Raw genomic sequence first — 25,672 nt, 5'->3', positions numbered from 1 at the left:
TACAAGTTTTTGTATTGCAGTGCGGAATTTTGAGGAACAATTACAGGCTGGTCGCCCTTACGTATAAACCCGTAGCCCTGGCCTGTCGACGTTTTCCTTCACTTCCGCAACACGAAAGCAATCATGTCACTCACACAATTCAAAATCGGCACCCGGCTCGGGATCGGGTTTGCTGTCGTTCTCGGCCTGCTGGTAGCCGTCTTGCTCGTCGGCCTGTACTCCATGGGACAACTGAGCGCGCGCACGCACGACATCGTGGCCGACAAGAACGTCAAGATGGCGGCCGCCAATACCATGAGCGACAACGTGCGCAACATTACCTTGGCGATCACGAGCATCGTGGTGGCGCCGACGGAAGCGCTGGTGCAGGCGGAACTGGCGAAGATCGGTGAAGCGCGCAAGAAATATGGTGCCGCCAAGGAAACCTTGCAAAAGAAAATCTCGACGGACAAGGAAACGGCACTGATGGCCGAGCTGGACGCAGCCCTGAAATCGGGTGCGCCGCTGAACAACAAGGTGATCGAGCTGCGCAATGCGGGCCAGACGGAAGAAGCGATCGCCTTTTTGACGCAGCAGGCGGCACCAAGCCTGAAGCGCGTGCTGGGCGCACTCGACAGCCTGGTCGCGTATGAAGGCGAGCAGGCGGCGCAGGCGGCGACGGATGCCGAGACGCTGAGCGCCAGCGCGCGCGCCTCCATGATTGCCCTGGGTAGCGTGGCCGTGCTGCTGGGCGCTTTTGTTGCCTGGATCATCACGCGCTCGATCACCCGCCCCATCAATGCAGCCGTGGGCGTGGCCGAAACCGTGGCCTCGGGCGACTTGTCGTCGCACATCGTCGTCAATTCCAGCGATGAAACGGGCCGCCTGCTGGGCGCCCTGAAAGCCATGAACGACAGCCTGTTGGGCGTAGTGGCGCAAGTGCGCAACGGCACGGACGCGATCTCCACGGCATCGAGCGAAATTGCCGCCGGCAACCTCGACCTGTCGTCCCGCACGGAAGAGCAAGCCAGTTCGCTGGAAGAAACGGCGTCGGCCATGGAAGAGCTGACCTCGACCGTGAAACAGAACGCGGACAATGCGCGCCAGGCCAACCAGCTGGCGAAAAGCGCGTCGGAAGTGGCCGTGCGCGGCGGCAGCATCGTCTCGCAAGTGGTCGACACCATGGGCACCATCAACGAGTCGTCGAAGAAAATCGTCGACATCATTGGCGTCATCGACGGCATCGCCTTCCAGACGAATATCCTGGCCTTGAACGCGGCCGTGGAAGCGGCACGCGCGGGCGAACAGGGCCGTGGCTTCGCCGTCGTGGCAACGGAAGTGCGTAATCTTGCCCAAAGATCCGCTGGCGCAGCGAAAGAAATCAAGGAATTGATCGCCGCGTCCGTCGCCAACGTGGACACGGGTTCGCGCCTCGTCAATGAAGCGGGCCAGACCATGGGCGACATCGTCGACAGCATCGTGCGCGTGACCGATATCATGGGAGAGATTACTTCCGCCACGCACGAGCAGACCATCGGCATCGAGCAGATCAACATGGCCATTGCCCAGATGGATGAAGTAACGCAGCAAAACGCGGCCCTGGTGGAAGAAGCGGCGGCCGCTTCGCAAAGCATGCAGGAGCAGGCGGGCGAACTGGCGCACGTGGTGGGTTTCTTTAAAACCGGCAACCATGTCGCCAGCGCACCCAAGCTGGCGCCTGTGCGCGCCGCGCCAGCAGCGCCCGCCATCGCACGCCCCGCAGCCAAGCCCGCACCCGCGCGCAAGGCCGTCGCGGCCGCGCCGGCACGCCGCGGCAATGCTGCCGCCGAGAGCGAATGGGAAGAGTTTTAACCAATAGCAACGTCCTCCCCACGGGAAAGCCAGGCAGGAAGTTGCTGCCTGGCTTTTTTTCGTCCGCAATCACCACTTTTTTTGCGGCAAAGCCCGCGCAATAGGCAAAAGTGCAAAACGTGCACCACGCATACGCTTTACAATCCTCGCTCGCTTTACAAAATATTGGTCATCATGAATCAGGCAGAACAGCAGCGCCTCCTGGCTATCCTGGAGTATTGGCACAAGATCGAATTCTTTATCCCGTTTGACCTGAATCAAATCACGGACGTTGAAGACCAGTCCACCGTGCGCCTCCTGCACCGCGAACAGCTGGCGCAATTGCCGCTGCAGTTCGCCACGCAATGGCAAGTGCCGTCCGACCGCGAGATCGACGGCTTCTCGCTGTTCCTCGGCGTGTTCGACAAGGCCGAAATCAACAAGGCCTGTCCGCCGGCCAATGGCCCGGAAAACATGGCCGAAACAGAAAAAACAGAACTGCTGGGACGCTCGTGCTTTGCCCGCCTGAACCTCAATGCGCTGGGCGAGCCGCAATTCGACCCCGTGTCCGTCTCGACCTTGCCGTGGGCCCTGGGCCGCGCCCGCACGCCGGACTGGTCGGGCCTGAGCCTGGACGCCTTCAGCGACAGCCAGCTGGCGCTGCAGGACAGCTTGCGCAACTTCGCGGCAAGCCGCGCCCCGCAGCCAGTGACGGACGAGGCAGGCAATGTCTCGTCGCCCCTGTCCGGCATGGAAATCGCCGCGCTGGCCGACCTGCTGCGCGACTGGGCCGGCTTCCACCCGTCGGCAGGCCAGCCGCTGGCCGTGCTGGAATTGCGCACGCGCAAAAAACGCGCGGCAGTCTCGGAAGCCGACCTGGCTGAAGCCAGCCAGAACCGCACGCTGGACTTCGGCGACGCGGTGGAAACATCGATCGATATCCTCAACAGTTTTTACCTCGACGACCTGGAGCAGATCATCCGCGCCTTGCGTGGCGGTAAGCTGCCGGCCACCGTGGCCGCCTACCTGACGCCGCTGGCGCAGGATGAGCGCATCGACCTGTACAGCCCTGCCGGACGCCAGGCGCTGGCAGCCATGCTCAATCCGGCCAATATGAACCGCGGACACTGGCTGGAAGACGCCAGCTACGCCATGAGCCTGATGCAGCAGTTCGCCATCCACGGCGCGCGCACGGGCTTGAACGAACGGGGCATCTTTTCCGTCAACGGCCCGCCGGGCACGGGCAAGACGACCTTGCTGCGCGAATTGTTCGCCGACAACATCGTGCGCCGCGCCAGCGTGCTGTCCTGCCTGGACCGCGCCGGCGACGCCTTCATCGGCAAGGTGGCCGTGGCCTTCGAAGGCGTGCGCGACCCGATTACCATCGCCCGCTTGCGTCCAGAACTGACGGGCTTTGAAATGGTCGTCGCTTCGTCGAATAACGCGGCGGTGGAAAACATTTCCGGCGACCTGCCAAAACCGAAGCAGCTGGGCAAGGAATGGGCGCGCACGCGCTATTTTGAAAGCGTGGCGCGCCGGGTCGTGGCCGATGGCAATGGCGCCAACCGCGCCCTGGGCGAGGCGGAAGCGCCATGGGGCTTGATGTCCTGTGCGCTGGGAAACAGCGCGAACCGCCGCCGCTTCGTCAGCAATTTCTATGACGACGACTGGGACAAGAGCACGGCGCGCAAGACGCCGAATGCGCAAAATATCCGCCAGTGGCTGGCCAGCTACCAGGGCGTCAGCTTCGCCCAGGCGGCGCGCGAGTTCCGCGAGACGGAACACGTGGTGGAAAAGGCTCTGGCCGAACACGCCCAATACGCCGCCCTGTGGCAAGCCGTGGGCACTTGCACGGAAGCGGACTTCATGCAGGCCAGCCAGCAAGCGCTGATTGCTGCCGAGCAAGAGATGGATGCGGCGAATGGCGCCCTGGCCGCCGCGCTGGCGCAGCAGGACACATTGCTCGCCAGCAAGAAGGAATTGCTGGAAGAAGAACGCCTGGTGGCGCTGACGCAGCCCGGCTTCTTTGCCCGGCTGTTCCGCACGGCACCGGCACGCGCCTTCAAGGACGCCGTCGTCGCCAACGCGGAAGCGCAGCGCCAGGCCGCGCGCGACGTGTCCGCCATCAAGCTGCTGCTGAAAGGCGAACTGGAGCCGCGCTGCGAGCGCGCCCGCAACAGCCTGCACATCGCGCTGCGCACGGCGCAATCGCGCCAGCGCGAATGGGATGACAGCACGGAACTGCTGCGCCGCGCGCGCATGCGTTTCCCCACCATCATCGCGCCGGCCACGCTGGATGAGCTGGACGGCGACGCCCTGCAAATTGGCGGCCTGTGGCATGAACCGGCGCTGGCGCGCCTGCGCTCGCGCCTGTTTGCCAAGGCCCTGGCCCTGCATGAAGCATGGCTGGCGGAAGTGGCAAAAAAAGGCGGCCCCGGCTTTGGCGGCAACTTGCTGGCCGTGTCGAAATTGCTGAAAAACAAGCGCGCCTACGACCAGTCGCACATCGCCATGGTCTGGCACAGCCTGTTCATGGTCGTGCCCGTCGTGTCGACCACGTTTGCCTCGTTCGCGCGCCAGTTCCAAGGCATGGGTCCCGAATCGCTGGGCTGGCTGTTCATCGATGAAGCGGGCCAAGCACCACCGCAAACGGCGCTGGGCAGCCTGTGGCGGGCCAAGCGCGCCGTCGTCGTGGGCGACCCGCTACAGATTGAACCCGTGTTCACGGTGCCGGGCCGCCTGGTGCATACCTTGTCCGCCCTGTCGCAGCACACGCAGGACGGCAGCTACGCGCCAGGCAGTGTTTCCGTGCAAACCCTGGCCGACAAGGCCAACCGCTATGGCGCGCATGTCGCCGCCAATAGCACGCAGCCCTTGTGGATCGGCAGCCCCCTGCGCGTGCATCGCCGCTGCGTGGAACCGATGTTTTCGCTGGCCAACAGCATCGCCTATGAAGACAAGATGGTGTATGGCTTGAGCGAACGCACGCCGCCAGATGGCGCGCGGGGACTTACGCGGGGCCCCAGCCGCTGGATCGACGCCGTCGGCGCCGTCAGCTACAAGCAGGTCGTGTCCGTGCAGCTCGACTTCGTGCTGGAAGTGCTGCTGAAACTGTACCGCCGCGACGGCAAGCTGCCCGACATGTATGTGATTACGCCGTTCAAGGCCGTGCGCAACGAATTACGTTCGCGCATCGTCGACATGGACTGGGACCGCCGCCTCGGCTACGGCAAGGCGCCGACGGCGCGCGAATTGCGCCAGTGGAGCAGCCAGATGGTGGGTACCGTGCACACCTTCCAGGGCAAGGAACAAAGCGTGGTGATGCTGGTCCTCGGCGCCGACGACAGCACGGTAGGCGCCGCGCAGTGGGCGGCGGCCACGCCGAACCTGCTCAACGTGGCCCTCACGCGCGCGCAGCATTACGTGTACATCGTCGGCAACCCGTTGCTGTGGGGGCAGTTGCCGCACTTTGCGCCAGCGTGTGCGCAATTGCCGCATACGGGCATGCATGAGTTTTTGGTGGAAATGGGCTGACGGCCCCGAGACCATACGGGACCACGTAATCCGACAATATTATTGACGGCTCTTGTCGGATTACGCTTGGCTTCGCCTCGCTAATCCGACCTACCCTGTGCCGGAATGCGGCGTAGGTCGGATTAGCGTAGCGTAATCCGACACCACCCCAGTCAATTACGCCGGAAAAACCAGGGTAAACGTCGTGGCGGCCGCGTCGGACGCCACGGTCGCGCTGCCGCCGTGCAGCTGCATGATGGCCGTGACGATGGCCAGGCCGAGGCCGGTAGAGGCGGCCGAGTCGCTGCGGGCCGGGTCGGCGCGGTAGAAGCGCTCGAACAGGTGCGGCAAGTGGCGCGCGGGAATGGCGGGGCCGAGGTTGCTCACGCTCAATTCCACGCCCTCGTTCGTCGCATGCGAGCGCAGCAGAATCGTGCTGCCCGGCGCCGCGTGGCGGATCGCGTTCGACAGCAAATTGCCCAGCGCGCGGCGCAGCAGTTGCGGCTCGGCCGTCACATTGCCGCTGCCGTGGCAAGCCAGCGCCAGCTCGCGTTCTTCGGCCAAGCCTTCAAAGAAATCCGCCAGCCTTGCAAACTCGTCCTGCACGGGCAAGACTTGCTTGACGAGCACCATTTCATCCTGCTGCGCCCGTGCCAGGAACAGCATGCTGTCGATCATGCGCGACAGCCGTTCCAGCTCTTCCACATTCGACGAGACCAGCTGCTCATAGTCTTGCGCGCTGCGCGGTCGGGCCAGCATAACTTGGCTTTGCCCCAGCAGATTGGTGACGGGCGTGCGGAATTCATGCGCCAGGTCGGCGGAAAACTGCGACAGCCGCGCATAGCCTTCCTGCAGCCGCGCCAGCATGGCATTCAAGGCATGGATCAGCGGCAAGAGCTCCGTCGGCGCGCCGCGCGCCTCGAGTTGCTGCTCCAGCTTGCCCGGCCGCACGAGGGCCGCGTGGGCGGCGATATTGCGCAGCGGCCGCAATCCCCGCAGCAGCATCACGCTCGACAACAAAGCCGCCACCAGCGCGCTAACGGCGACGGACACGACGATCTGCCAGCGGTAGGCGGCAAACATGGCCGTGCGGTCGCCGTAGACCCGGGCGACGGATATGTCGGCCATCTGCGCCGGGTCGCCAATGCGCGCGCTGGCCGCCACCACCCTGGCCGGATAACCGTCGCGGCTGGTCCAGCTGACGATGGCGCTGTCCGTGACGGGCGCATCGACGGCCACGGGAACAGGATGCGCCACCGTCTCGCCGTTTGGATTGACATCGATCAAACGCGTGCCATCGGCGCGCACGATGCGGACCAGGGAATTTTCTTGCCCGCTCATGGTGTCGCGGAAATACTGGGGCCGCTCGCGGATGATGTCGAGGGTGCCCGCATTGCCCAGCAGTTGCTGGATCTGCCGCAGTTTTCCCAGCAACAAAATGTCATCGCGGCGCTCGATTTCCGCGACGAATGAACGGTACAAATGCATGCCCAGCCCGGCCGACACGAGCGCCACGATCAGCACGAACACGAGCGTGACGCGCAGGGTCAGCGAGCGGCGGAGTTGCGCCAGCTTCATTGCGTGGCGCCGCTGTCCGGCACGGTGAGCGCGCGCAATTCGCAGACATAGCCCATGCCACGCAAGGTGTGGATCAGTTTGGGTTCGAACGGGTCGTCGAGCTTGCTACGCAGGCGGCGGATGGCCGCGTCGATGACGTTGGTGTCGCTCTCGAAATTGATGTCCCACACTTGCGAGGCGATGATGGAGCGCGACAAGACCTCGCCCTGACGCCGCGCCAATAAATGCAGCAAGCCGAATTCCTTGGCCGTCAGAGTGATGCGCTGGCCTTGCCGGCTGACCTTGCGTTTCATCACGTCGATTTCCATGTCGCCGATACGGATCACGTCGTCCTCGCGCGGCGGCCCGCGCCGCAGCAAGGTGCGGATGCGCGCCACCAGTTCGGCAAAGGCAAATGGTTTCACCAGGTAATCGTCGGCGCCCAATTCCAGCCCTTTGACCCGGTCCTGCACTTCGTCGCGCGCCGTGAGGAAAATCACGGGCACGTCCGCACCGCCCTCCTGCAGCCGCAGCGCGCGCAAGACTTGCCAGCCATCCATGATGGGCAGCATGACGTCGAGCACGATCAAATCGGGCGTGTCGCTACTGGCCATGTGCAGGCCGTCGCGGCCGTTGCGCGCCAGGCTCACCGTAAAGCCGGACTCGGCCAGGCCACGCAGCAGGTAGTCGCCCGTCTTCGGTTCGTCTTCGATTACCAGGATACGCATGGCCACTTTCTAAAGAGAATATAAGACCATTCTACGCCGCGCGCAGAGTGCCGCGGATGATAAAAATGTCATGCGGCGATCATCTTCGCGTAGGGTAACACTGGCCATACTGGCGTCACTTGATTCCCAGGACGCCACATGAAAACCCTTCTTTTCGGCAGTACCCTGCTATGCCTGCTGGCCAGCCCCGCACACGCCCAGTTGCGCAAAGTCGATGATCTTTCTCTGCCAGCTGCCAACAAGCTGGCCGATGCGGCCATGGCCGCTTGCCTGGCGCAGGGCCGGCATATCGTCGTTACCGTGCTGGACCGTGGCGGCAATGTCGTGACGGTGCAGCGCGCCGACGGCGTCGGACCGCACAACACGGAAGCCAGCCGGCGCAAGGCGTACACGGCCTTGTCCACCAAGAGCGACACTTACACGCTGGCCGTGGCGGCCCGCAACAATCCGGACATGAGTAATTTGACCACCGTGCCGGAACTGTTGCTGCTGGGCGGTGGCCTGCCCTTGCGAGCCCAGGGCGAAGTGGTCGGCGCCATCGGCGTGGCCGGTGGCGGTGGCGCGCAGCAAGACCGTGCCTGCGCCCAGGCTGCCCTGGCCACCATCCCCGAACTCGATTCCCCCACCCTTTGAAAGACACGACGATGACGTACCTGAAAAAGATCACCGCCGCCCTGGCCTTCGCCAGCCTGTCCAGCATGGCCCTGGCCGCCGCCAATCCCTTGAGCGTGCACATCCTCGACTTGCAGAGCGGCCAGCCGACAGCGGGCGTGACGGTCACCCTGGAGCAAAAGAAAGGCGAAGGCTGGCAACAGCTCGCCAGCGCCGTGACGAATGCGCAGGGGCGTATCGCGGCCATGTATCCGGAGGATGCTCCCATGCAGGCGGGCGAATACCGCATCGTGTTCAAGACAGGCGAGCACTATGCGCGCCTGAAACAGGAAACCTTCTTCCCGGAAATCCCCGTGCAATTCCACGTGGAAAAGACCGACCAGCACTATCACATTCCCTTGCTGCTCAGTCCTTTTGGTTTTTCCACTTACCGAGGAAACTGACCGTTGATCACGCCACCGTCTTCGCCGTCTGCCCGAACAGCACGCTTTTCGCGTCGCCGCTGACGGTGGGCTGCACATTGATTTCAGCCGCCCGCGCATACGCGCGCACGGTGGCGGGACGGGCGGCAATGGCCGCGAACCAGCGCGCCAGGTGCGGGAAATCTTCCAGCTTCTGGCGCTGGCGCTCGTGCGGCACGATCCACGGGTAGATCGCCATGTCGGCGATGGAATACGTGTCGCCGGCCACGAATGCGCGGTCGGCCAGGCGCTTGTTCAGCACGCCGTATAGCCGGTTCGTTTCGTTGACGTAGCGCGTGATGGCGTAGTCGATGGGTTCGGGCGCATATTGCACGAAATGGTGGTTTTGCCCGGCCATGGGGCCAAGGCCGCCCATTTGCCAGAACAGCCACTGCATCACTTCGGCGCGTCCCCGCACGTCGTCAGGCAGGAATTGCCCGCTTTTCTCGGCCAGGTATTGCAAAATCGCACCCGACTCGAACAGGGACAAGGGCGCGCCGCCATCTTCCGGCGCCTGGTCGACGATGGCGGGGATGCGGTTGTTCGGCGCGATGGCGAGGAATTCGGGCTTGAATTGGTCACCCTTGCCGATATGCACGGGAATAATGTTGTAGGGGATGCCCGCTTCTTCCAGGAACATCGTCACTTTGTGCCCGTTGGGCGTGGTCCAGTAATACAGGTCGATCATCGTGGTCTTTCCAGATAGATAAGTAGGGCAGGCGGCCTCCGCATCACTATTGTCGCGCCGCAACTGATATGCATGGATATAATGCCACGTAAGCGAAAAACAAGACGGCGCAAGCATTCACTAGCGCCGTCACGCAGGCATCCCGACATTCCCGAGCACCAACCAAGAAAGCCGACCATGCGCAAACTCCTGATCGTCATGCTGTCCGTCCTGCTGTCAGGCTGTGTCCAGGACTTCGCCATCTACATGTTCGATGGACAGGACCATTCTCTGACCGTGCGCCGCCAGCAACGTTATTTTTGGCAAGATACCGTGGAAGTGCAGCTGATGGCGACCAATCTGCCGCAATGCCAGCGCCTGCATACCCTGTCGACGGACGCGCCAGCCGACATCACCGTCGAGCTGTTTGCAGCCGGCGATGGCATCTGGAATATCCGCATGGGCAAGCAGCTGTGGCAGGCGGAAACGAATACCTGCAATGCGCTGACGGAAATGGAAAACGACCCGAAAGCCGACCTGGGCCAGCCGGTCGGGCAATTCGTGGTCGTCGATGACAAGCTGGAATTCGAACCGGCGCCGCAGGCGGCGGCGCCAGCCCAATAAAGTCCTAGCGCGCCGCCAGGCTGCGCAGCGGCTTTTTCGCCACGGCGCGTGGCGCGCCAGCCGAACTTGCCGCCAGGCGCGGCGACGTCCCCATCCCCGGCTCCTGCGCCGACAGCTTGAAGCGCGCCACCAGTTGCGCCAGCACGGCCGCCTGGTCCTGCATGCTCGACGCCGCGGCCGCCGCCTCTTCCACCAGTGCCGCATTTTGCTGCGTCACGCTATCCATCTCCGTGATCGCCTGGTTGACGTGGCCGATGCCCGTGCTTTGCTCGTGCGAAGCGGCCGTGATGTCGGCCATGATGTCGGTCACGCGCGAAACGGAAGCCACCACCTGATCCATGGTCGTGCCCGCCTGTGCGACGAGCGTGCTGCCTGCCGCGATGCTGTCGACGGAAGCGCCGATGAGTTCCTTGATTTCCTTCGCCGCGCCAGCGGACCGTTGGGCCAGATTACGCACTTCCGACGCCACGACGGCAAAGCCGCGTCCCTGCTCGCCGGCGCGCGCCGCTTCCACGGCCGCGTTAAGCGCCAGGATATTCGTCTGGAAAGCGATGCCATCGATGACGCCGATGATGTCGACGATCTTGCGCGACGAAGCGTTGATGGTATCCATGGTGCCGATCACTTGCGCCACCACGGCGCCGCCCTGGCGGGCCACGGCGGAAGCGGACTGCGCCAGTTCATTCGCCTGCACGGCGTTGCCCGCGTTTTGTGTCACGGTCGAGGTCAATTCCTCCATCGAGGCCGCCGTTTCTTCCAGCGAACTGGCTTGCATTTCCGTGCGTGCCGACAAGTCCATATTGCCGCTGGCAATCTCGCTCGATGCCGTGGCAATCGTCTCGGCGCTGTGGCGGATTTCACTGATCGCATCGACCAGGTTGGCTTGCATGGTTTTCATTGCGTACAGCACGCTGTGGCGGTCGTTGGCATGCGTGCGCACGACGCCGCTCAAATCGTTATTCGCGATCTTTTCGGCCACGTCGGCCGCATACTCGGGATCGCCGCCCAGCGCATGGCGCAAGCTGCGGTTGATCACGACGACGACGGCGGCCAGCAACGCACACACGAGTACCAGCACGCCCAGCGAAGTCAGCAGCGACTGGCGGAAGGCCGCATCGATATCATCCATGTACACGCCCGTCACGATGGTCCAGCTCCATGGCTTGTAGGCCACCACGCGGCTCATCTTCGGTTCCGGGGTCTTCTGGCCGGGACGGGGGAAATAATAGTGGACGAAGCCCTTGCCTGCATCGGTCTTGCCGACGGCAACGATGTCGCGGTACAGATAAGTGCCGTTGGCATCTTTAAAATCCGACATGTTCTTGCCATCGGTTTGCGGTGCGGCGGGATTCATCACGACGACGGCATCGAGGTTGATGATGGACAAATAACCGGTTTCGCCGAAACGCATGCTCTTGATGACGGCCGTGGCCTGCTTCTGCGCTTCTTCCTTCGTCAAGGCGCCGCTGGCGGCCAGGTCGCCGAACATCTTGACGGCGCCCAGGCCCAGGTCGGCGGCATTGCTCAGGTCGGCGCTGCGCTCTTCGATGCGGATCTTGCGAACTTCCAGCGCGTTATAGACAAAAATAACGGTGATGCACAACAAGCTGCAAATCAGGGGAATCCATAACTTCTGCTGGAACGTCAATTTCTTCATGCTGTGTCTCCAACTATCTATTTGCGGCGATGGGGCGTGGCCCGCTTCCTGCCCTGCAAGCCAGGAATGCGGCGGCGACGGTGCTCTGGCGGCACCGTTCAGACTGCTTCAGCATACGCTCGAACGACCGATATTTACAATGCCGGGAAGCAATGAATTTTGCCCAGTGTTGTTAATGCGTTGCGACAATTGATGAGAATTGATGCTGCATTGCAGTAAAAAAGCATGCAGATAGGCATCGGCAAGGCAGGCGGGGGTGGCGTGCCTGTGTCAAAATGCACGCCGTATACTCGACGAATCACGAAAGAACAGCATGACCAAGAATGAAGCCATGAAACGCATCAACGACCGCCTGGGCAAACCCACCCTGACGGACAAGAACACGCATTTTGCCAGCGTCGCCAGCTATGGCACGGACGAAGGCTGGTGGCTGAAGATTCCCTTCCTGACGTTCAAGCAGGAATTGCACTTCATCCTCAACAATGAAAAAACGAAAAGCTTCCAGCACCTGAAAATCGGCGCCAACCAGATCCTCAGCCCCGGCATGAAGTTCCGCAGCACGGGCGGCGCGGCCGACGCCTTCATGTCGGCCTCGGCGCCGAAACGCCTGGTCGACCTGCTCGACGGCGGCAGCAAGTACAACTTCACCAAGCATTTCGTCAACGACTACCGCTACTAAAACACCTGACCAAACCTACTGCGCGGCGCGCTTTGCGGCCTGCGATGCTCACCGTACTAGAAGTACGGTTGCGCTTCTTAGCCACAAATCACTGCCGCTCGCTACGGTTTTTTCAGGTGCTCTTGAGTTTGTCAGCCCTCCCTTGGCGGCAGCCACGCCCTGAGCAAATGCTGCGCGATGTCGAGCGCGTCGTCGCGGCTGGTGCCGAAATGCAAGGGATAGCCCCAGAACTTGCCGAACATCACGGCAAAGGCCTTGCCGGCCAGGCGCTTGGCGGCGCTCGGTTCGACCAGCACCATGCCCTGGATATACGCGCGGATGGCCGCCTTGTTCTGCTTCATCCATAGTGAAGCCCGCTTGCGCTCTTCCTGCGGGTGTTCATGCCCATCTTCGTCAAAGCCTTCCTCGCTGAGAATGACAAACGCCTGGCGGCGCGCCAGCAGCGCGTCAAACTGGGCAAACAGAATATCGGGCTGGACAGGCGCTGCCTCGCGGCGCATCCAGACGAGGGGAAAAGTGGATAGATCAAGCTGCATGGTAATGACTCCTTCAAGGGGGTTGCCGTTCCTCCTCACCTTCATCAGAACACGGGCGGCGGCGGTTGCCGTTGAAGCGGGGCTGCGGATGCCCATACGATAGCGTTGGCAGCGCTGCGCGTCATTGCATAAAATAGCCACAATATTATTCAATCCAGCCAAAGTAACCCCATGCCCCATCCCCTCTTGCCCAGCATGCTGACGGCCCACCTGGGTCTGGACGACGACGCTTCCATCCTCGATTTCGACGTCGATGGCGTGCTGCGCCCCTTGCTGGCCGTGGGCCTGGCCAGCGTGCCCGAGGATGCGGAGCAGGCGCCGCATCAGCACCGCAAGGGGCAGTTGCTGTATGCCACGCGGGGCGTGATTCATTGCGAGGTGGAAAGCGGCGTGTGGATCGTGCCACCGCAGTGCGCCGTGTGGATACCAGGCGGCCTGATGCATGCTGCGCAGGGCGTGGGCGAGGCGGAATGTTATTGCCTGTTTATCGAGCCGGCCATGGCGCCAGCCTTGCCGGCCGTCTGCTGTACCGTGGCCGTCTCGCCCTTGCTGCGCGAACTGATTGCCAAGGCGGCCGGTTTTCCCACCCTGACCGTGCTGCAGGGCGCGCAGGAACGCCTCGTGCTCACTTTGCTCGACGAGCTGGCGGCCGCGCCCGTGGAAGACTTGCATCTGCCGATGCCGCGCGATGCGCGCTTGCGCTGCCTGGCTTCCCTGCTGCTGGCGCAGCCTGCCGATAAAAGTACCCTGGCCGAATGGGCCAGCCGCATCGGCATGAGCGAGCGCAGCATGACCCGGCAGTCACTGGAGGAAATGGGCATGAGCGTGGGCCGCTGGCGCCGGCAATTGCACGTCATCCTTGCCTTGCAACGGCTGGCGCAAGGGCGCAGCGTGAAAGCGGTGGCGCTGGAACTCGGTTACGAAAATACCAGCGGTTTCGTCACCATGTTCCGCAAGGCCGTGGGCAAGCCACCGGCGCGCTACCTGGCGGAACGGGAATCCAAGAGGCTATAAAACGCATAAAAAAAGGCGGCATATGCCGCCTTCATCTTGCATCGTCGCTGAAAATCAGACTTCGCGCGCCAGCGCCAGAAATTCCGTGCGCAGCGCCAGATTCGGCTGCATCTCGCCCAGCATGGCCGAAGTGATGGTTTCTTCGCCCGGCGTGCGGATGCCGCGGCTTTCCATGCACAGGTGGCGGCAGCGTACGACCACGCCCACCGATTTCGGTTCCAGCACTTCCATCAGGGCATTGGCGATCTGCATCGTCATGCGTTCCTGCACTTGCAGGCGCTTGGAGAAGCAATCGACGAGGCGCGTCAGTTTCGACAGGCCGACGATCTTGCCGTTGGGCACATAGCCGATGGTGGCCTTGCCAAAGAATGGCGCCAGATGGTGCTCGCAATGGCTGTAGACGGGAATGCCGCGCACGACGATCAGCTCGTTGTACTGTTCCGCGCCATCTTCGAAGGCTTTCAGCAAATCCACCGGATCCTGGCCATAGCCGGACGTCCAGTGTTTCCAGGCTTTTGCCACGCGCGCCGGCGTTTCCAGCAAGCCAGGACGCTGCGGATCTTCGCCAAGGCTGCTGATCAACCGGCGCCAGTCGTTTTCGGAGAATTCTTCTTGAGACATGCTAAACCACCCTAAAATTTTCAATTGCCGCCAGTATATAGAAAATGCGGCAAGCTGCCCGAGCAGTCCCCGCTTTACGACACTGCCGGCGGACGGTGGGCGCCGACCAGCAGCGCGGAAATCGACACGCTTGAACTCGCTTCCGGCCACGCATCGCCGGGGCCGAACCAGCGCGCCTCGGCGATTTCATTCTCGTCGAGGCGGATTTCGCCATCGAGGTAGTCGGCCGTAAACGCGATCATCAGCGAATGGGGAAACGGCCAGGATTGGCTCATGAAGTACTGCAAGTTATGCACGCGCAAGCCCACCTCTTCCATCACTTCCCGGTGCACGGCTTCCTCGATCGATTCGCCCGCTTCCAGGAAGCCGGCCAGCGGACTGAAACGCTGCGATGGCGAATGCTTGTGCATGGCCAGCAGCACCTGGTCGCCCTTGCGGATGAGTACCATCATGGCTGGCGAAATACGCGGATACGCGAGCATGCCGCAGGCGGCGCATGTGAAGCAGCGCTCGCCAGGCGTGCGCTGCATGGGCGTGGCGCATACGCCGCAATGGCGGTGCGTGCGCGCCCACTCGGCCAGTTGCGCGGCGCGGCTGGCCAGGCCCAGAAAAGCATCGTCGACGGCATTAAACAGCGAACGCATGCCGTGCCAGGCCAGAGTGCTATCGGCGGGCAACAGCTCCTCATCCGTCCAGACGGTCTGGCAATAACGGCCCTGCCACAGGCCCACGGGCTGGGCGCGGCTCAGGTCGATATCGAGCGCGGCCGCCTCGGCGGCATTGGGTAGGGCCAGCTCGGACGTGCGCAACAATAAACGTCCGCGGTGAAAGACGAATGTGAGCGTGTCGGCTGCCGCCGGGGCCGGTTCGGGCGCATCGATCAGGGGAACAAAGGCTTCGGGAGTTTGCAGCATGCTTGGCGGAAATTTGTAAAGGTTGCTCATCATACTCCCGCCGGCGGACGCCTGCGCGCATAGCAGCGGCCAGGCCGCAAAGCAAGCATTCATGGGCCATGACAGTGTTTTTTTTGCGGCACACCCAATCCGTTGCGTAAACGATACTGATAACGATTCTCATTTACGAAATAGCGCCCAGTTATTACAATACGGCCTATTCCGTCTCCATCGCCAGCCACTTGCCCGCGTGCCCAAGCACAGCGGCGCAGAGCCAGCCAGGAACCACTACCTGACCTTATCGAGAGAGCAAGATGGCAATCAAGAGCCGCAAACACGCCCCAACCCGTTTCAACCAGCACATCGGCGCCGCCCTGGCCGTGATGCTGCTGCCCGTCGCCGCCCAGGCGGCAGACCCGGCCGGCCAAAGCGCCCCGGCATCGCAGCAAACCCTGAACGAAGTCAAGGTCATTGGTTCCAAGGAAAACGACTTCAAGGCCGAAAAAGCCTCGTCGCCAAAATACACGGAAGAGCTGGTCAATACGCCGCAAACCATCGTCGTGATCAAGAAGGAATTGATCGAGCAGCAAGGCGCGCTGACCCTGACGGACGCGCTGCGCAACACGCCTGGCGTCGGCACTTTCTTCCTCGGTGAAAACGGCAACACCAACACGGGCGACGCCGTCTACATGCGTGGTTTTGATTCATCCGGCAGCATCTATGTCGATGGCGTGCGCGACGTGGGTTCCATCTCGCGCGACGTCTTCAACATCGAACAGATCGATGTATTGAAGGGCCCGGCGGGCACGGACAGCGGCCGCGGTTCGCCGACCGGTTCGATCAATCTGGTCAGCAAGACGGCCACCATGGAAAACAAATTCAATTCCCTGCTGACGGCGGGCAGCGGCAAGCAGAAACGCGCCACGGCCGACTGGAACCGCATCCTCGACAGCGATACCGGCACGGCATTGCGCCTGAACCTGATGACGCAGGACAGCGGCAACGCGGCGCGCGATGAAGTCAAGAACAAGCGCTGGGCCTTCGCGCCCACCGTCACCTTCGGTATCGGCAAGCCGACGCGCATCACGGCCAGCTACCTGCACGTGGATCAAAACAACGTGCCCGACGGCGGCGTGCCGACAATCGGCTTGCCTGGCTACTCGACGCCGGACGTCCCCACGAAGGACAAACCGATCATCCGCACCTACCTGAACAGCGCGGCCAAGGTCGATCCGAAGAATTTCTACGGTTCCACCTCGGACTATGACAAGATCAAGGCCGACATGGGCACCTTGCGCATCGACCATGATTTCTCGCCGAACGTGCAAATCCAGAACACCACGCGCTACGGCAAGACCCAGCAGGACTACCTGCTGACGGCCTTCATGGCCAACACCGCCAACCTGAATACTGACAAAGCTGGCGCAGTGAAAGACAATCCGTCGACCTGGACCCTGGCGCGCTCGCTGCGCACCGTCAAGGACCAGGAAAACACGATCCTGACCAACCAGACCGTGGTCAGCGCGCAATTCGACACGGGCGTGCTGAAGCACTCCCTGGTGGCCGGCGCCGAGTTCACCAGCGAAAAACAGACCAACTACAGCTATGTGCCCGCCAGCCTGGGTACCTTGCCGGCAGCGAACCTGTACAACCCGAATCCGCGTGACACCGTCACCGGCCATAACCCCGTACGCAGCGGCGCCTTCACGGAAGGCGAAGTCAACACGCAAAGCCTGTATGTCTTCGACACCATCAAATTCGGCGACAAGTGGCTGTTCAACGGCGGCGTGCGCTTCGACCATTTCAATACCACGTATGACGCCATCACCCTGCAAACGGCCGTGACTGCGCCCGCGGTACAGCCATTGCCAGTGGGCACGCCGATTCCTACCCACCTGACCCTGAGCGACACCCTGGCCAACGGCAAGATCTCGGCCATGTACAAGCCGACGCCGGACAGCAGCGTGTACGCCTTGCTGGCCACGTCGAAAGCGCCACCTGGCGTCAACTTCGCCCTGAGCGCCGCCGCCAGCAGCGCGCAAAACCCGAACTATGACCCACAGGAAACCATCACCAAGGAAATCGGCACCAAGTGGGACTTCCTGAAGCAAAAACTGTCGCTGTCGGCCGCCGTCTACCAGACCACCGTCAAGAATGAAGTGGAGCAGGATCCGGTGATCTCGACCATTTATTACCAGACCGGCAAGAAGCGCGTGCAAGGCCTGGAACTGGGCGTGGTGGGCGAGATCATGCCGAACTGGCTGGTCAGCGCCGGCTATACCCGCATGAATACCAAGGTCGAGTCGAACAAGGTCTTCACGGCCAGCGGCGACAAGAACCTCACCTACACGCCAAAACAGGCGTTCACCAGCTGGACTTCGTACACCCTGCCGTTCGGCCTGAAGATCGGCGGCGGCGCGCGTTACGTGGGTGAAATGCTGCGCGGCACCGATGGCGCCGTCGGCACGCCGGCCCGCGTGGATGCCTACTGGGTCTTCGATGCCATGGCAACCTATACCGTCAACAAGAACCTCGACTTGCAGCTGAACGCCTACAACCTGGCCGACAAGACCTATGTGGCGGCCATCAACAAATCCGGCTTCCGCTACACCCCGGGCCAGCCACGTTCGTTCAGTCTGACGGCGAATATCAAGTTCTAACGTCAAGAGAACACGCATTGCGTCACATCAAGCCCCTCTTCGGAGGGGCTTTTTTATTGTCCTGCCAATCTTGTCTTTTTGGCGCACCGCCGCCCTGCCGCGACTAGCGTATGAAAAGTCATACAGCGATATCCCGCCGCGTCCAATATTTCGCGCAAGCACGCCAAGTTGCGACATCTAAACAACAAAAAAGCTTCCTTAAATCAACAACTTAAGAAGTTAGGTTCCAAATTCCCATTTCAGGCATATCCTTTGCTATGTACAGGTTTTGCTGCAAATAATCGCTGGCACGCAAGGGCTTGTTTTTGAGAAATATTGACTCCAAGCTTGAGTTGCTCGCTATCAATAATCCGCTCACAGCGGCGTTTCACCGGAGGAGTCAAAATGAAAAAGAAACGGCCATTAACCCTGTACATCCTGATTGCCATGATCCTCGGCATTGCCGTGGGCTATGGATGCAACACCGCCTTCCCTGATGCCAAGCTCAGCGCTCAGATCGCTGGCAATATTTCCATCGTCACCGACGTCTTCCTGCGCCTGATCAAGATGATCATTGCGCTGCTGGTGTTCTCCACCCTGACGGTCGGTATCGCCCACATGGGCGACGGCAAGACGGCGGGCCGCATCGGCCTGAAAGCCATGTGCTGGTTCGTCGTTGCCTCGCTGGTGTCGCTGGCGCTGGGCATGGTGCTGTCGAACCTGATGCAGCTGGGAACCAACCTCGGTTTGCCATTGCCGGACATCCACGCGTCGACGAATCTGAAAACGGCCGCCTTCACCTTGAAAGATTTCTTCACGCACCTGGTGCCGAAGTCGCCGATCGAGGCCATGGCCAACAATGAAATCCTGCAAGTGCTGGTGTTCTCGATCTTCTTCGGCGGCGCACTGGCCGGCCTGGGCGAATCGGGCAAGACCCTGACGGCCGTCGTCGACCAGCTGGCACAAGTCATGCTGCGCATCACTGGCACCATCATGAACCTGGCCCCGCTGGCCGTGTTCGCTGCCATGGCCTCCGTCATCACCACCCACGGCCTGGGCGTGCTGGTCACGTTTGCCAAGTTCATGGGCGGCTTCTACGTAGGCCTGCTGTGCCTTTGGGCCCTGCTGATCGGTGCCGGCTTCGTCGTCATCGGTCCGCGCATCTTCAAGCTCGTCGGCCTGATCCGCGAACCGTTCCTGCTGGCATTCTCGACGGCCAGCTCGGAAGCGGCCTATCCCAAACTGCTGACGGCGCTCGACCAGTTCGGCGTGGACCGCAAGATTTCCAGCTTCGTGCTGCCGATGGGCTACTCCTTCAATCTGGACGGCTCGATGATGTATTGCACCTTTGCCGTGCTGTTCATTGCGCAAGCCTATGGTATCGACCTGTCGATCGGCACCCAGATCACCATGCTGCTGCTGCTGATGCTGACCTCGAAAGGCATGGCCGGCGTACCGCGCGCCTCGCTGGTGGTGATTGCCGCTACCCTGAACCAGTTCAATATTCCGGAAGCGGGCCTGCTGTTGCTGATGGGCGTCGACCAATTCCTCGACATGGGCCGTTCGGCAACCAACGCAGTCGGCAATGCCGTCGCCACGGCCGTCGTCGCCAAGTGGGAAGGTGGCCTGGCCACCGAGGAAGAAGCAGCCGCGGCCAACGCGGCCAGCCAGAACACGGAAAGCCATTGGGGCGAAGCGGATCACGCTAGCAAAGCCTGATAGCGCCATGGCCCGCCACAAGCGGGCCATTTATTTGTTGTCCATGTTGAGTAACAAGCAGTCAGGTAGTGCGATCAGTAGTCATCCCAACTTATTAGAGAGATTTTCATGAAAAAAGTCCTGTTTACCCTGCTGGCCCTTGGCGCAGCTTCCGGCGGCGCGCTGGCCCAATCGAGCGTGACCATCTATGGCGTGGCTGACGCCGGCCTGGTGTTCGACAAGGATGCGGCTGGAGACCGCCTGAACCGCGTCGCTTCCGGCGTCGCCTCGGGCTCGCGCATCGGCTTCAAAGGCAAGGAAGACCTGGGTGGTGGCCTGGCCGCAACCTTCGTGCTGGAAAGCGGTTTCAATATCGACACCGGCACCTCGGGCCAGGGCGGCTTGCTGTTCGGCCGCCAGGCATATGTCGGCCTGACCGGCAGCGCCGGCGCCGTCACCCTGGGCCGCCAGTACTCGCCGTACTACCTGGCCCTGCGCGACGTGGCCGATCCGTTTGTCATCGGCCTGGCCGGCACGGCATCGAACCTGATGGCGACGAATATCCGCGTTGACAACATGGTGCAATACACCACGCCAACCTATAGCCACCTGTCGGCCGACCTGGCGTATGGCTTTGGCGAAGTAGCTGGCGACAATGCGAAAAACCGCAGCATGGGCGGCGCCGTCCACTACATCGACGGTCCACTGAACGTGACCCTGACGCACCACCGCAAGGAAAATGCGCTGGCGACCCAGCAAACGCGCAACACCCTGCTGGCCACGCGCTACGACTTTGGCGTATTGCAAGGTAACTTCGGCTACGCCGACAACCGCGCCCTCGACAACAGCAAGAGCAACGACATCCTGGTCGGCTTCAGCGCACCGTTCGGCGCCACCAAGCTGGTCGCGTCCTACATCCGCCACAACGACAAGAGCAACCTGAACCGTGACGCCCAGCAATGGGCCATCGGCGCCTTCTACGCCCTGTCCAAGCGCAGCGACCTGTACACCGGTTACGGCCATATCAGCAACAAGAACGGCGCCACCTTCGTCGTCGGCAATGCCACCGACAATGGCACCGGCAACAGCGGTTTCAATTTAGGCATGCGTCATACCTTCTAAGGACGTCGAGCTGTCCGTGACATAGAAGTGTGAGCCGCCGGATGCATATCCGGCGGCTTTTTCTTTTTACGCAATATTTAAATGCGATACTGTGGGTTCTTGCAAGTTGGCAGCTGATTTTATGAATAGCAGTACTACGAAACCCTCCCTTTCCTGGCGCCAGCGCCTGTCGCAACGGTCGGGCCGCGAAACGCTGGCCTGGGGCGTGGTGCTGGCCGCCTGCCTGGCCACCGTCTGGCTCGTGTATTTCTGGACCGAACGCATCGCCATCGGCAAGCTGCAAGCGAGCGGTGCGCAACGCCTGGAAGTGTATGTCAGCAGCCTGGAAAATGCGCTGGAGAAATACGACTTCCTGCCCAAGACCCTGGAGCTGAACCGCGACGTGATTCGCCTGCTGCAGCACCCGGAAGACCCGGTGCTGGTCGATACGGTCAACCATTACCTTGAGCAGATGAATGACCAGGCAAAATCCTCGACCATTTTCATCAGCAACCTCGACGGCAACACGCGGGCCGCCAGCAACTGGCAGCAGCCCGACAGCTTTATTGGCGACAATATCTCGTTCCGCCCCTACGCCCAGGACGCGTTGCGCGGCACGCCGGGCCGCTTCTATGGCGTGGGCACGACGCGGCTGGAGCCCGGTTACTTCTTTGCCCACGGCATCTACCAGAATGGCCACATGCTGGGCCTGGCAACGGTGAAGGTAAACCTGGAAAACCTGGAAAAACGCTGGGTGCAAGGCGCCGACAAGGTCATGCTGGCCGACGAGCATGGCGTGATCTTCCTCAGCTCCATGGCGGACTGGAAGTACAAGACCCTGGCGCCGCTGTCGCCCGCGATCGTCGAGGAACTCAACCGCACGCGCCAGTATTATTCGAAGCAGCTCGCAGCCATCCCCTTCGTTTCCGACCGCCAGCTGGGCAATGGGGCGCGCGTGATCAGTGTGCGCGAACAGGAACATGCCGACACGCCACCGAAGATCAGCTCCAGCGTCATGACGCAGATCAAGCTCAAGTCCCCGCAAGGCTGGACATTTATTTACCTGTCCGACCTGGCGCAAGCGAAGGCCAGCGCGCGCGCGGCGGCCGCCTTCTCTTGCGTGCTGCTGGGCTTTTTCATGCTGCTGTTCTTTTACCTGCGCCAGCGCCGCGCGGCCGTGGCGCAAAAACTGCGCGCCCGCGAAGACCTGCAGCATGCCTATGACAACCTGGAAGCCATGGTCGAGGAACGCACCTCGGAACTCAATGCGATGACGCAAAGCCTGAGCCAGGAAATCGAGGTGCGCAGCAAGGCCGAGCAAAAACTCCACATCACGCAAAACGAACTGTTTCAAGCAGGTAAGATGGCGGTACTGGGACAAATGTCGGCCAGCATCACGCATGAACTCAACCAGCCACTGACGGCGCTGCGCACCATGTCCGACAATGCCGTCATCCTGCTGGAACGGGGACGGTTCGACGACGCGCGGCGCAATCTGGCGAAGATTTCGCAAATTGCGGCCAGGATGGGGACCATTACGGGCCAATTGAAGATTTTTGCGCGCAAGTCGACCACCAGCCTGACCTCCGTCTCGATCCCCACGGCGATCAGCAATGCCCTGTTCCTCGTCGAACGCCGGCTGCAGGTGGAAAATGTGCGTTTCACCCTGCAACTGCCGCCCGAAGATATTTTCGCCATGTGCGAAAGCAACCGCCTGGAGCAGGTGCTGGTGAACCTGTATGCCAATGCGCTCGACGCCATGAATGGCAGCGACGTGCGCAGCCTGCGCGTGGCCGTGGAATGCACGCCCGAACACGTGCTGATCCACGTGGCCGACACGGGGCCCGGCTTGTCCACGGAAGTGTGCGAACACCTGTTCGAACCGTTCTTCACGACCAAGCCGCAAGGCCTGGGACTGGGCCTGGGACTGGCCATTTCCGAACAGATCACGCGCCAGTTCGGCGGCGTGCTGCGCGCCGAGAACGCCCCCGGCGGCGGCGCCATCTTCACCATCGAACTACAGATTGCAACGCAGGAGGAAAAACATGTTTGACGGCTTGAAGGTCTTGCTGGTCGAGGACGACCCCACCGTACGCGAGGGCAGCGAGCAGGCACTGCAGCTGGCCGGCCTGGACGTGCTGGCGTTTCACTCGGCCGAGCTGGCCTATAAACTGCTGACGCCGGATTTTCCCGGCATCGTGGTCAGCGACGTGCGACTGCCCGGCATGAGCGGCCTGGAATTGCTGCAAGCGGTCAAGACACTCGATGCCAACCTGCCCGTGATCCTCGTCACGGGCCACGGCGACATCACGATGGCCGTGCACGCCATGCGCACGGGCGCCTACGATTTCATCGAAAAACCGTATTCGTCCGAGCAACTGGTCGACGTCATCCTGCGCGCGCTGGAAACGCGGCGCCTGACCCTGGAAGTGCACAGCTTGCGCCGGCAACTGGAGGACGGCGGCGGCATCGAATCGCGGTTACTGGGCAATTCCGTGGCGATGCGCGACATACGGCGCCTGATCCTCGACGTTGCAGACGAACCGGCCGACGTACTGATCTATGGCGACACGGGCACAGGCAAGGAAATGGTAGCCCGCTGCCTGCACGACTTCAGCCACCGCCGCAAGCACAACTTCGTCGCCGTGAACTGCGGCGCGATTCCGGAAAGCATATTTGAAAGCGAAGTCTTCGGCCACGAACCGGGCGCGTTTACGGGCGCGGCCAAGCGGCAGGTGGGCAAGATCGAGCACGCGGATCAAGGCACTTTTTTCCTCGACGAAATCGAAAGCCTGCCCCTGTCCCTGCAAGTCAAATTGCTGCGTGTACTGCAGGAACGCTATATCGAGCGCCTGGGCTCGAACGTGCCCACGCCCGTCGACGTGCGCGTCATCGCGGCAGCCAAGCTGGACCTGGAAGACTTGTCGCAGCAACAGAAATTCCGCAGCGACCTGTACTACCGCCTGAATCTGATCGTGCTGCATCTGCCGCCGCTGCGCGAGCGGCGCGAGGATATTCCCATCCTGTTCGAGCACTTCGTGCTGGCCGCCGCCGCCCGCTACAACCGCGCCGCGCCCGTCGTCTCCAGCGCGCAGATGCGCAACCTGATGGCACATTCCTGGCCCGGCAACGTGCGCGAGTTGCGCAATATCGCCGACCGCTTCGTGCTGGGCATCGCCGGTGGCGCCTCGAGCCTGCTGGCGGCCGGACTGGCCAGCCCCCTGTCACTGGCGGAACAGGTCAACGGCTTCGAACGCGCGCTGATCGAACAGGAATTGCGCGCATATTCCGGCAACGTCAGCGAAGTGAGCACAGTGCTCGGCTTGCCGAAACAGACCCTGTATCACAAGATGCAGAAGTACAACCTGGTGGCGGAAGAGTTCCGCTAATCAGCCAACCCGGCCCGTGCGCAAGGGCGTGACCCAGTCGGGCCGCCCATTCGCCAGCGCCAGCCGGGCCGCCTTTTCCCAGTCATATGCCACGGCATGCAGCTGCGCCGTCCAGGCACCATCGCTTCCCTGTTCGGCGATGGCATAGCGGGCATGCGGCGCGCCGTTTTCCATCACGTGCGGATAACCATGGTCGTCGTCGTAGGCTTGCAAGCCCACGCTGCCCGGATTGACGATCAGCCGCCCATCGGGCAGGCGCACCTGGCGCGGCATGTGCGTATGGCCGCACAGGATCAAGGCCGCGTCCGTCATACCGGCCCGTTCGGCCACCTCCTCCGGCGTGGCCGCGCGGCTGCCTTGCGGCGTGACGCTGTCGAGAAAATATACGAGGTCGCTGTTGGGCGTGCCATGCACGAGCAGCACGTCCTGCCGCAGGCGCACGGTGGCGGGCAGCGCCGCGATCCAGTCCAGCTGCTGCGGCAGCAGTTGCGCGCGCGCATAGGCATCCGAGACGCCCATGCGGGCCGGATCGCCCAGCAACTGGCGCTCGTGATTGCCGCGGATGGTGGGCAAATCGAGCGCCATCAGACGCGCCGCCGTGGCGCGCGGCTGCAAATGGCCCGAAACGATATCGCCAAGGTTGACAGTCACGTCCACGCCACGCCGGGCGATGTCGTCCAGCACGGCCTCAAGCGCATCCAGGTTGCCGTGGATATCGGAAATAGCGGCGATTCTCATGTTACCTCCCTGTGCAACCATTCTGCACGCGTCAGACGATACAGGCAATGCGTGCGCAATGCATGTCCTGGCGGTAAGGCCGGATGCTCGAAAGTGGCGGCCTCGCGGCGCATGCCCAGACGCGCCATCAGCGCGCTCGAGCGCACGTTGGGCAGCGCCGTAAACGCGACGATTTCCGGCAGCTGCAAGCGCTCGTAACCAGCCTGCAGGGCGGCCTGCGCCGCTTCCTGCGCGTAACCTTGTCCCCAGTAATCGAACGCCAGGCGCCAGCCGATTTCCACGCACGGCGAACATGGCAGTTGCGCAGCGGGAATATGCAAGCCCGTCATGCCGATGAAGGCATCGTTTGCTCGCAAGGCAACGGCCCATAAGCCCCAGCCCCGCTCGTCGATCCAGCCGCTACAGCGCCGCGCCATGGCGTCGCTGGCTTCGCGCGACAGGGCCGCCGGGAAATATGCCATCACGCGGGGATCCGCATTCAGGGCCGCGAACGGCGCCAAGTCGCTGTCGCGCCACTGCCGCAGCATCAGTCGCGGCGTCATCAGTTCCATAATCTCCTGCATCGTTTCCATCCCTTCATTACCAGTCGTTACAGTGGATTTACCGGCGGTAGGACAAGTCCGACGGCCACTTGCGACGTGCGGCTACGTAATTTAAAAGTAACAATTGCTACCATTTCCTCATTGCACTGTTGCCCAAAGCGTCGCGACAGTTTTCACTTTATCTTGAGGAGTAG

At 62.0% G+C, this 25,672-nt stretch carries 21 protein-coding genes; 12 read left to right on the top strand and 9 right to left on the bottom strand.

What is annotated here, in order from left to right; all coding sequences use genetic code 11:
* Positions 1-123: 123 nt before the first annotated feature.
* Together BLT98_RS27245 and BLT98_RS27240 are read left to right on the top strand one after the other, a co-directional pair.
* Positions 124-1,830, top strand: coding sequence for a methyl-accepting chemotaxis protein (locus BLT98_RS27245; RefSeq protein ID WP_092613310.1), 1,707 nt, complete (start codon positions 124-126; stop codon positions 1,828-1,830).
* Positions 1,831-2,004: 174 nt separating this feature from the next.
* Complete coding sequence (locus BLT98_RS27240; RefSeq protein WP_244517744.1) at positions 2,005-5,343, top strand: DEAD/DEAH box helicase; 3,339 nt, start codon at positions 2,005-2,007, stop codon at positions 5,341-5,343.
* Between the two features lie 156 nt (positions 5,344-5,499).
* On the opposite strand, the gene BLT98_RS27235 is transcribed toward BLT98_RS27240, so the two are convergent.
* Both BLT98_RS27235 and BLT98_RS27230 read right to left on the bottom strand, forming a co-directional pair.
* Entirely contained in the window at positions 5,500-6,900 is a 1,401-nt protein-coding gene (locus tag BLT98_RS27235) for a heavy metal sensor histidine kinase (protein WP_092613304.1), read from the bottom strand.
* Positions 6,897-7,607 (bottom strand): heavy metal response regulator transcription factor, encoded by a 711-nt coding sequence (locus tag BLT98_RS27230; RefSeq protein ID WP_070280115.1) that lies wholly within the window; start codon positions 7,605-7,607, stop codon positions 6,897-6,899. Before BLT98_RS27230 ends, BLT98_RS27235 begins: the two co-directional genes overlap by 4 nt.
* A gap of 138 nt (positions 7,608-7,745) precedes the next feature.
* On the opposite strand from BLT98_RS27230, the gene BLT98_RS27225 reads away from it, so the two are divergent.
* Together BLT98_RS27225 and uraH are read left to right on the top strand one after the other, a co-directional pair.
* Entirely contained in the window at positions 7,746-8,240 is a 495-nt protein-coding gene (locus BLT98_RS27225) for a GlcG/HbpS family heme-binding protein (protein WP_092613301.1), read from the top strand.
* 11 nt (positions 8,241-8,251) lie between these two features.
* On the top strand, positions 8,252-8,662 hold the full coding sequence (gene uraH / locus BLT98_RS27220; protein WP_092613297.1) for a hydroxyisourate hydrolase: 411 nt from the start codon (positions 8,252-8,254) through the stop codon (positions 8,660-8,662).
* 7 nt (positions 8,663-8,669) lie between these two features.
* Here uraH and BLT98_RS27215 read toward each other — a convergent pair whose 3' ends face one another.
* Positions 8,670-9,368: a glutathione binding-like protein gene (locus BLT98_RS27215; protein ID WP_092613294.1), complete on the bottom strand. Its 699-nt coding sequence runs from the start codon at positions 9,366-9,368 to the stop codon at positions 8,670-8,672.
* A gap of 177 nt (positions 9,369-9,545) precedes the next feature.
* Here BLT98_RS27215 and BLT98_RS27210 point away from each other — a divergent pair, with 177 nt between their 5' ends.
* Positions 9,546-9,971: a hypothetical protein gene (locus BLT98_RS27210; protein WP_070280118.1), complete on the top strand. Its 426-nt coding sequence runs from the start codon at positions 9,546-9,548 to the stop codon at positions 9,969-9,971.
* Between the two features lie 4 nt (positions 9,972-9,975).
* Here the strand turns inward: BLT98_RS27210 and BLT98_RS27205 are convergent, their stop codons facing one another.
* The gene (locus BLT98_RS27205) at positions 9,976-11,628 is read right to left on the bottom strand and encodes a methyl-accepting chemotaxis protein (protein WP_034781259.1); all 1,653 of its coding nucleotides are present in this window, start codon (positions 11,626-11,628) and stop codon (positions 9,976-9,978) included.
* Between the two features lie 313 nt (positions 11,629-11,941).
* On the opposite strand from BLT98_RS27205, the gene BLT98_RS27200 reads away from it, so the two are divergent.
* A complete protein-coding gene (locus BLT98_RS27200) occupies positions 11,942-12,307 on the top strand; it encodes a hypothetical protein (RefSeq protein ID WP_034781254.1) in 366 nt (121 codons plus the stop codon).
* A gap of 131 nt (positions 12,308-12,438) precedes the next feature.
* On the opposite strand, the gene BLT98_RS27195 is transcribed toward BLT98_RS27200, so the two are convergent.
* Positions 12,439-12,843, bottom strand: coding sequence for a hypothetical protein (locus BLT98_RS27195; protein WP_092613291.1), 405 nt, complete (start codon positions 12,841-12,843; stop codon positions 12,439-12,441).
* Between the two features lie 171 nt (positions 12,844-13,014).
* Between BLT98_RS27195 and BLT98_RS27190 the strand changes: the two genes are divergently transcribed.
* Entirely contained in the window at positions 13,015-13,857 is an 843-nt protein-coding gene (locus BLT98_RS27190) for an AraC family transcriptional regulator (RefSeq protein ID WP_225317128.1), read from the top strand.
* A gap of 54 nt (positions 13,858-13,911) precedes the next feature.
* Here BLT98_RS27190 and folE read toward each other — a convergent pair whose 3' ends face one another.
* Positions 13,912-14,478, bottom strand: a complete 567-nt coding sequence (folE, locus tag BLT98_RS27185) for a GTP cyclohydrolase I FolE (RefSeq protein ID WP_034781250.1) — start codon at positions 14,476-14,478, stop codon at positions 13,912-13,914.
* A gap of 74 nt (positions 14,479-14,552) precedes the next feature.
* Complete coding sequence (gene nudC / locus BLT98_RS27180) at positions 14,553-15,392, bottom strand: NAD(+) diphosphatase (protein ID WP_092613393.1); 840 nt, start codon at positions 15,390-15,392, stop codon at positions 14,553-14,555.
* A 293-nt stretch (positions 15,393-15,685) separates the two neighbouring features.
* Here nudC and BLT98_RS27175 point away from each other — a divergent pair, with 293 nt between their 5' ends.
* The 5 genes from BLT98_RS27175 to BLT98_RS27155 all read left to right on the top strand — a co-directional run bounded on the left by BLT98_RS27175 (position 15,686) and on the right by BLT98_RS27155 (position 24,198).
* Entirely contained in the window at positions 15,686-18,031 is a 2,346-nt protein-coding gene (locus BLT98_RS27175) for a catecholate siderophore receptor Fiu (RefSeq protein ID WP_070280121.1), read from the top strand.
* A 384-nt stretch (positions 18,032-18,415) separates the two neighbouring features.
* Positions 18,416-19,729 carry a dicarboxylate/amino acid:cation symporter gene (locus tag BLT98_RS27170; protein WP_034781235.1) on the top strand — a complete coding sequence of 438 codons (1,314 nt, stop codon included), beginning with the start codon at positions 18,416-18,418 and terminating at the stop codon, positions 19,727-19,729.
* Positions 19,730-19,837: 108 nt separating this feature from the next.
* The gene (locus BLT98_RS27165; protein WP_070280122.1) at positions 19,838-20,830 is read left to right on the top strand and encodes a porin; all 993 of its coding nucleotides are present in this window, start codon (positions 19,838-19,840) and stop codon (positions 20,828-20,830) included.
* Positions 20,831-20,951: 121 nt separating this feature from the next.
* Entirely contained in the window at positions 20,952-22,862 is a 1,911-nt protein-coding gene (locus tag BLT98_RS27160) for a sensor histidine kinase (RefSeq protein WP_092613285.1), read from the top strand.
* Complete coding sequence (locus BLT98_RS27155; RefSeq protein WP_034781227.1) at positions 22,855-24,198, top strand: sigma-54-dependent transcriptional regulator; 1,344 nt, start codon at positions 22,855-22,857, stop codon at positions 24,196-24,198. Before BLT98_RS27160 ends, BLT98_RS27155 begins: the two co-directional genes overlap by 8 nt.
* Here BLT98_RS27155 and BLT98_RS27150 read toward each other — a convergent pair whose 3' ends face one another.
* Together BLT98_RS27150 and BLT98_RS27145 are read right to left on the bottom strand one after the other, a co-directional pair.
* Positions 24,199-24,936 carry a metallophosphoesterase family protein gene (locus tag BLT98_RS27150; RefSeq protein WP_092613282.1) on the bottom strand — a complete coding sequence of 246 codons (738 nt, stop codon included), beginning with the start codon at positions 24,934-24,936 and terminating at the stop codon, positions 24,199-24,201.
* A complete protein-coding gene (locus BLT98_RS27145) occupies positions 24,933-25,499 on the bottom strand; it encodes a GNAT family N-acetyltransferase (RefSeq protein ID WP_092613391.1) in 567 nt (188 codons plus the stop codon). The genes BLT98_RS27150 and BLT98_RS27145 overlap by 4 nt, the downstream gene beginning before the upstream one ends.
* Positions 25,500-25,672 lie beyond the last annotated feature (173 nt).

It is taken from the genome of Janthinobacterium sp. YR213, assembly GCF_900099875.1.
GTDB classification, from domain to species: Bacteria; Pseudomonadota; Gammaproteobacteria; order Burkholderiales; family Burkholderiaceae_D; genus Janthinobacterium; species Janthinobacterium lividum.
Note: the sequence above shows the minus strand (reverse complement) of the source record. Positions and strands in the feature narration are given on the sequence as shown.

Excerpts from the sequence above, each read along its gene's own strand:
- BLT98_RS27245 (WP_092613310.1), top strand. The coding sequence starts at position 124 with ATGTCACTCACACAATTCAAAATCGGCACCCGGCTCGGGATCGGGTTT.
- BLT98_RS27195 (WP_092613291.1), bottom strand. The coding sequence starts at position 12,843 with ATGCAGCTTGATCTATCCACTTTTCCCCTCGTCTGGATGCGCCGCGAG.
- BLT98_RS27190 (WP_225317128.1), top strand. The coding sequence starts at position 13,015 with ATGCCCCATCCCCTCTTGCCCAGCATGCTGACGGCCCACCTGGGTCTG.
- BLT98_RS27170 (WP_034781235.1), top strand. The coding sequence starts at position 18,416 with ATGAAAAAGAAACGGCCATTAACCCTGTACATCCTGATTGCCATGATC.
- BLT98_RS27200 (WP_034781254.1), top strand. The coding sequence starts at position 11,942 with ATGACCAAGAATGAAGCCATGAAACGCATCAACGACCGCCTGGGCAAA.
- BLT98_RS27175 (WP_070280121.1), top strand. The coding sequence starts at position 15,686 with ATGGCAATCAAGAGCCGCAAACACGCCCCAACCCGTTTCAACCAGCAC.
- BLT98_RS27215 (WP_092613294.1), bottom strand. The coding sequence starts at position 9,368 with ATGATCGACCTGTATTACTGGACCACGCCCAACGGGCACAAAGTGACG.
- BLT98_RS27205 (WP_034781259.1), bottom strand. The coding sequence starts at position 11,628 with ATGAAGAAATTGACGTTCCAGCAGAAGTTATGGATTCCCCTGATTTGC.
- BLT98_RS27230 (WP_070280115.1), bottom strand. The coding sequence starts at position 7,607 with ATGCGTATCCTGGTAATCGAAGACGAACCGAAGACGGGCGACTACCTG.
- folE (WP_034781250.1), bottom strand. The coding sequence starts at position 14,478 with ATGTCTCAAGAAGAATTCTCCGAAAACGACTGGCGCCGGTTGATCAGC.
- BLT98_RS27145 (WP_092613391.1), bottom strand. The coding sequence starts at position 25,499 with ATGCAGGAGATTATGGAACTGATGACGCCGCGACTGATGCTGCGGCAG.
- nudC (WP_092613393.1), bottom strand. The coding sequence starts at position 15,392 with ATGCTGCAAACTCCCGAAGCCTTTGTTCCCCTGATCGATGCGCCCGAA.
- BLT98_RS27150 (WP_092613282.1), bottom strand. The coding sequence starts at position 24,936 with ATGAGAATCGCCGCTATTTCCGATATCCACGGCAACCTGGATGCGCTT.
- BLT98_RS27165 (WP_070280122.1), top strand. The coding sequence starts at position 19,838 with ATGAAAAAAGTCCTGTTTACCCTGCTGGCCCTTGGCGCAGCTTCCGGC.
- BLT98_RS27210 (WP_070280118.1), top strand. The coding sequence starts at position 9,546 with ATGCGCAAACTCCTGATCGTCATGCTGTCCGTCCTGCTGTCAGGCTGT.
- BLT98_RS27235 (WP_092613304.1), bottom strand. The coding sequence starts at position 6,900 with ATGAAGCTGGCGCAACTCCGCCGCTCGCTGACCCTGCGCGTCACGCTC.
- uraH (WP_092613297.1), top strand. The coding sequence starts at position 8,252 with ATGACGTACCTGAAAAAGATCACCGCCGCCCTGGCCTTCGCCAGCCTG.
- BLT98_RS27160 (WP_092613285.1), top strand. The coding sequence starts at position 20,952 with ATGAATAGCAGTACTACGAAACCCTCCCTTTCCTGGCGCCAGCGCCTG.
- BLT98_RS27240 (WP_244517744.1), top strand. The coding sequence starts at position 2,005 with ATGAATCAGGCAGAACAGCAGCGCCTCCTGGCTATCCTGGAGTATTGG.
- BLT98_RS27155 (WP_034781227.1), top strand. The coding sequence starts at position 22,855 with ATGTTTGACGGCTTGAAGGTCTTGCTGGTCGAGGACGACCCCACCGTA.
- BLT98_RS27225 (WP_092613301.1), top strand. The coding sequence starts at position 7,746 with ATGAAAACCCTTCTTTTCGGCAGTACCCTGCTATGCCTGCTGGCCAGC.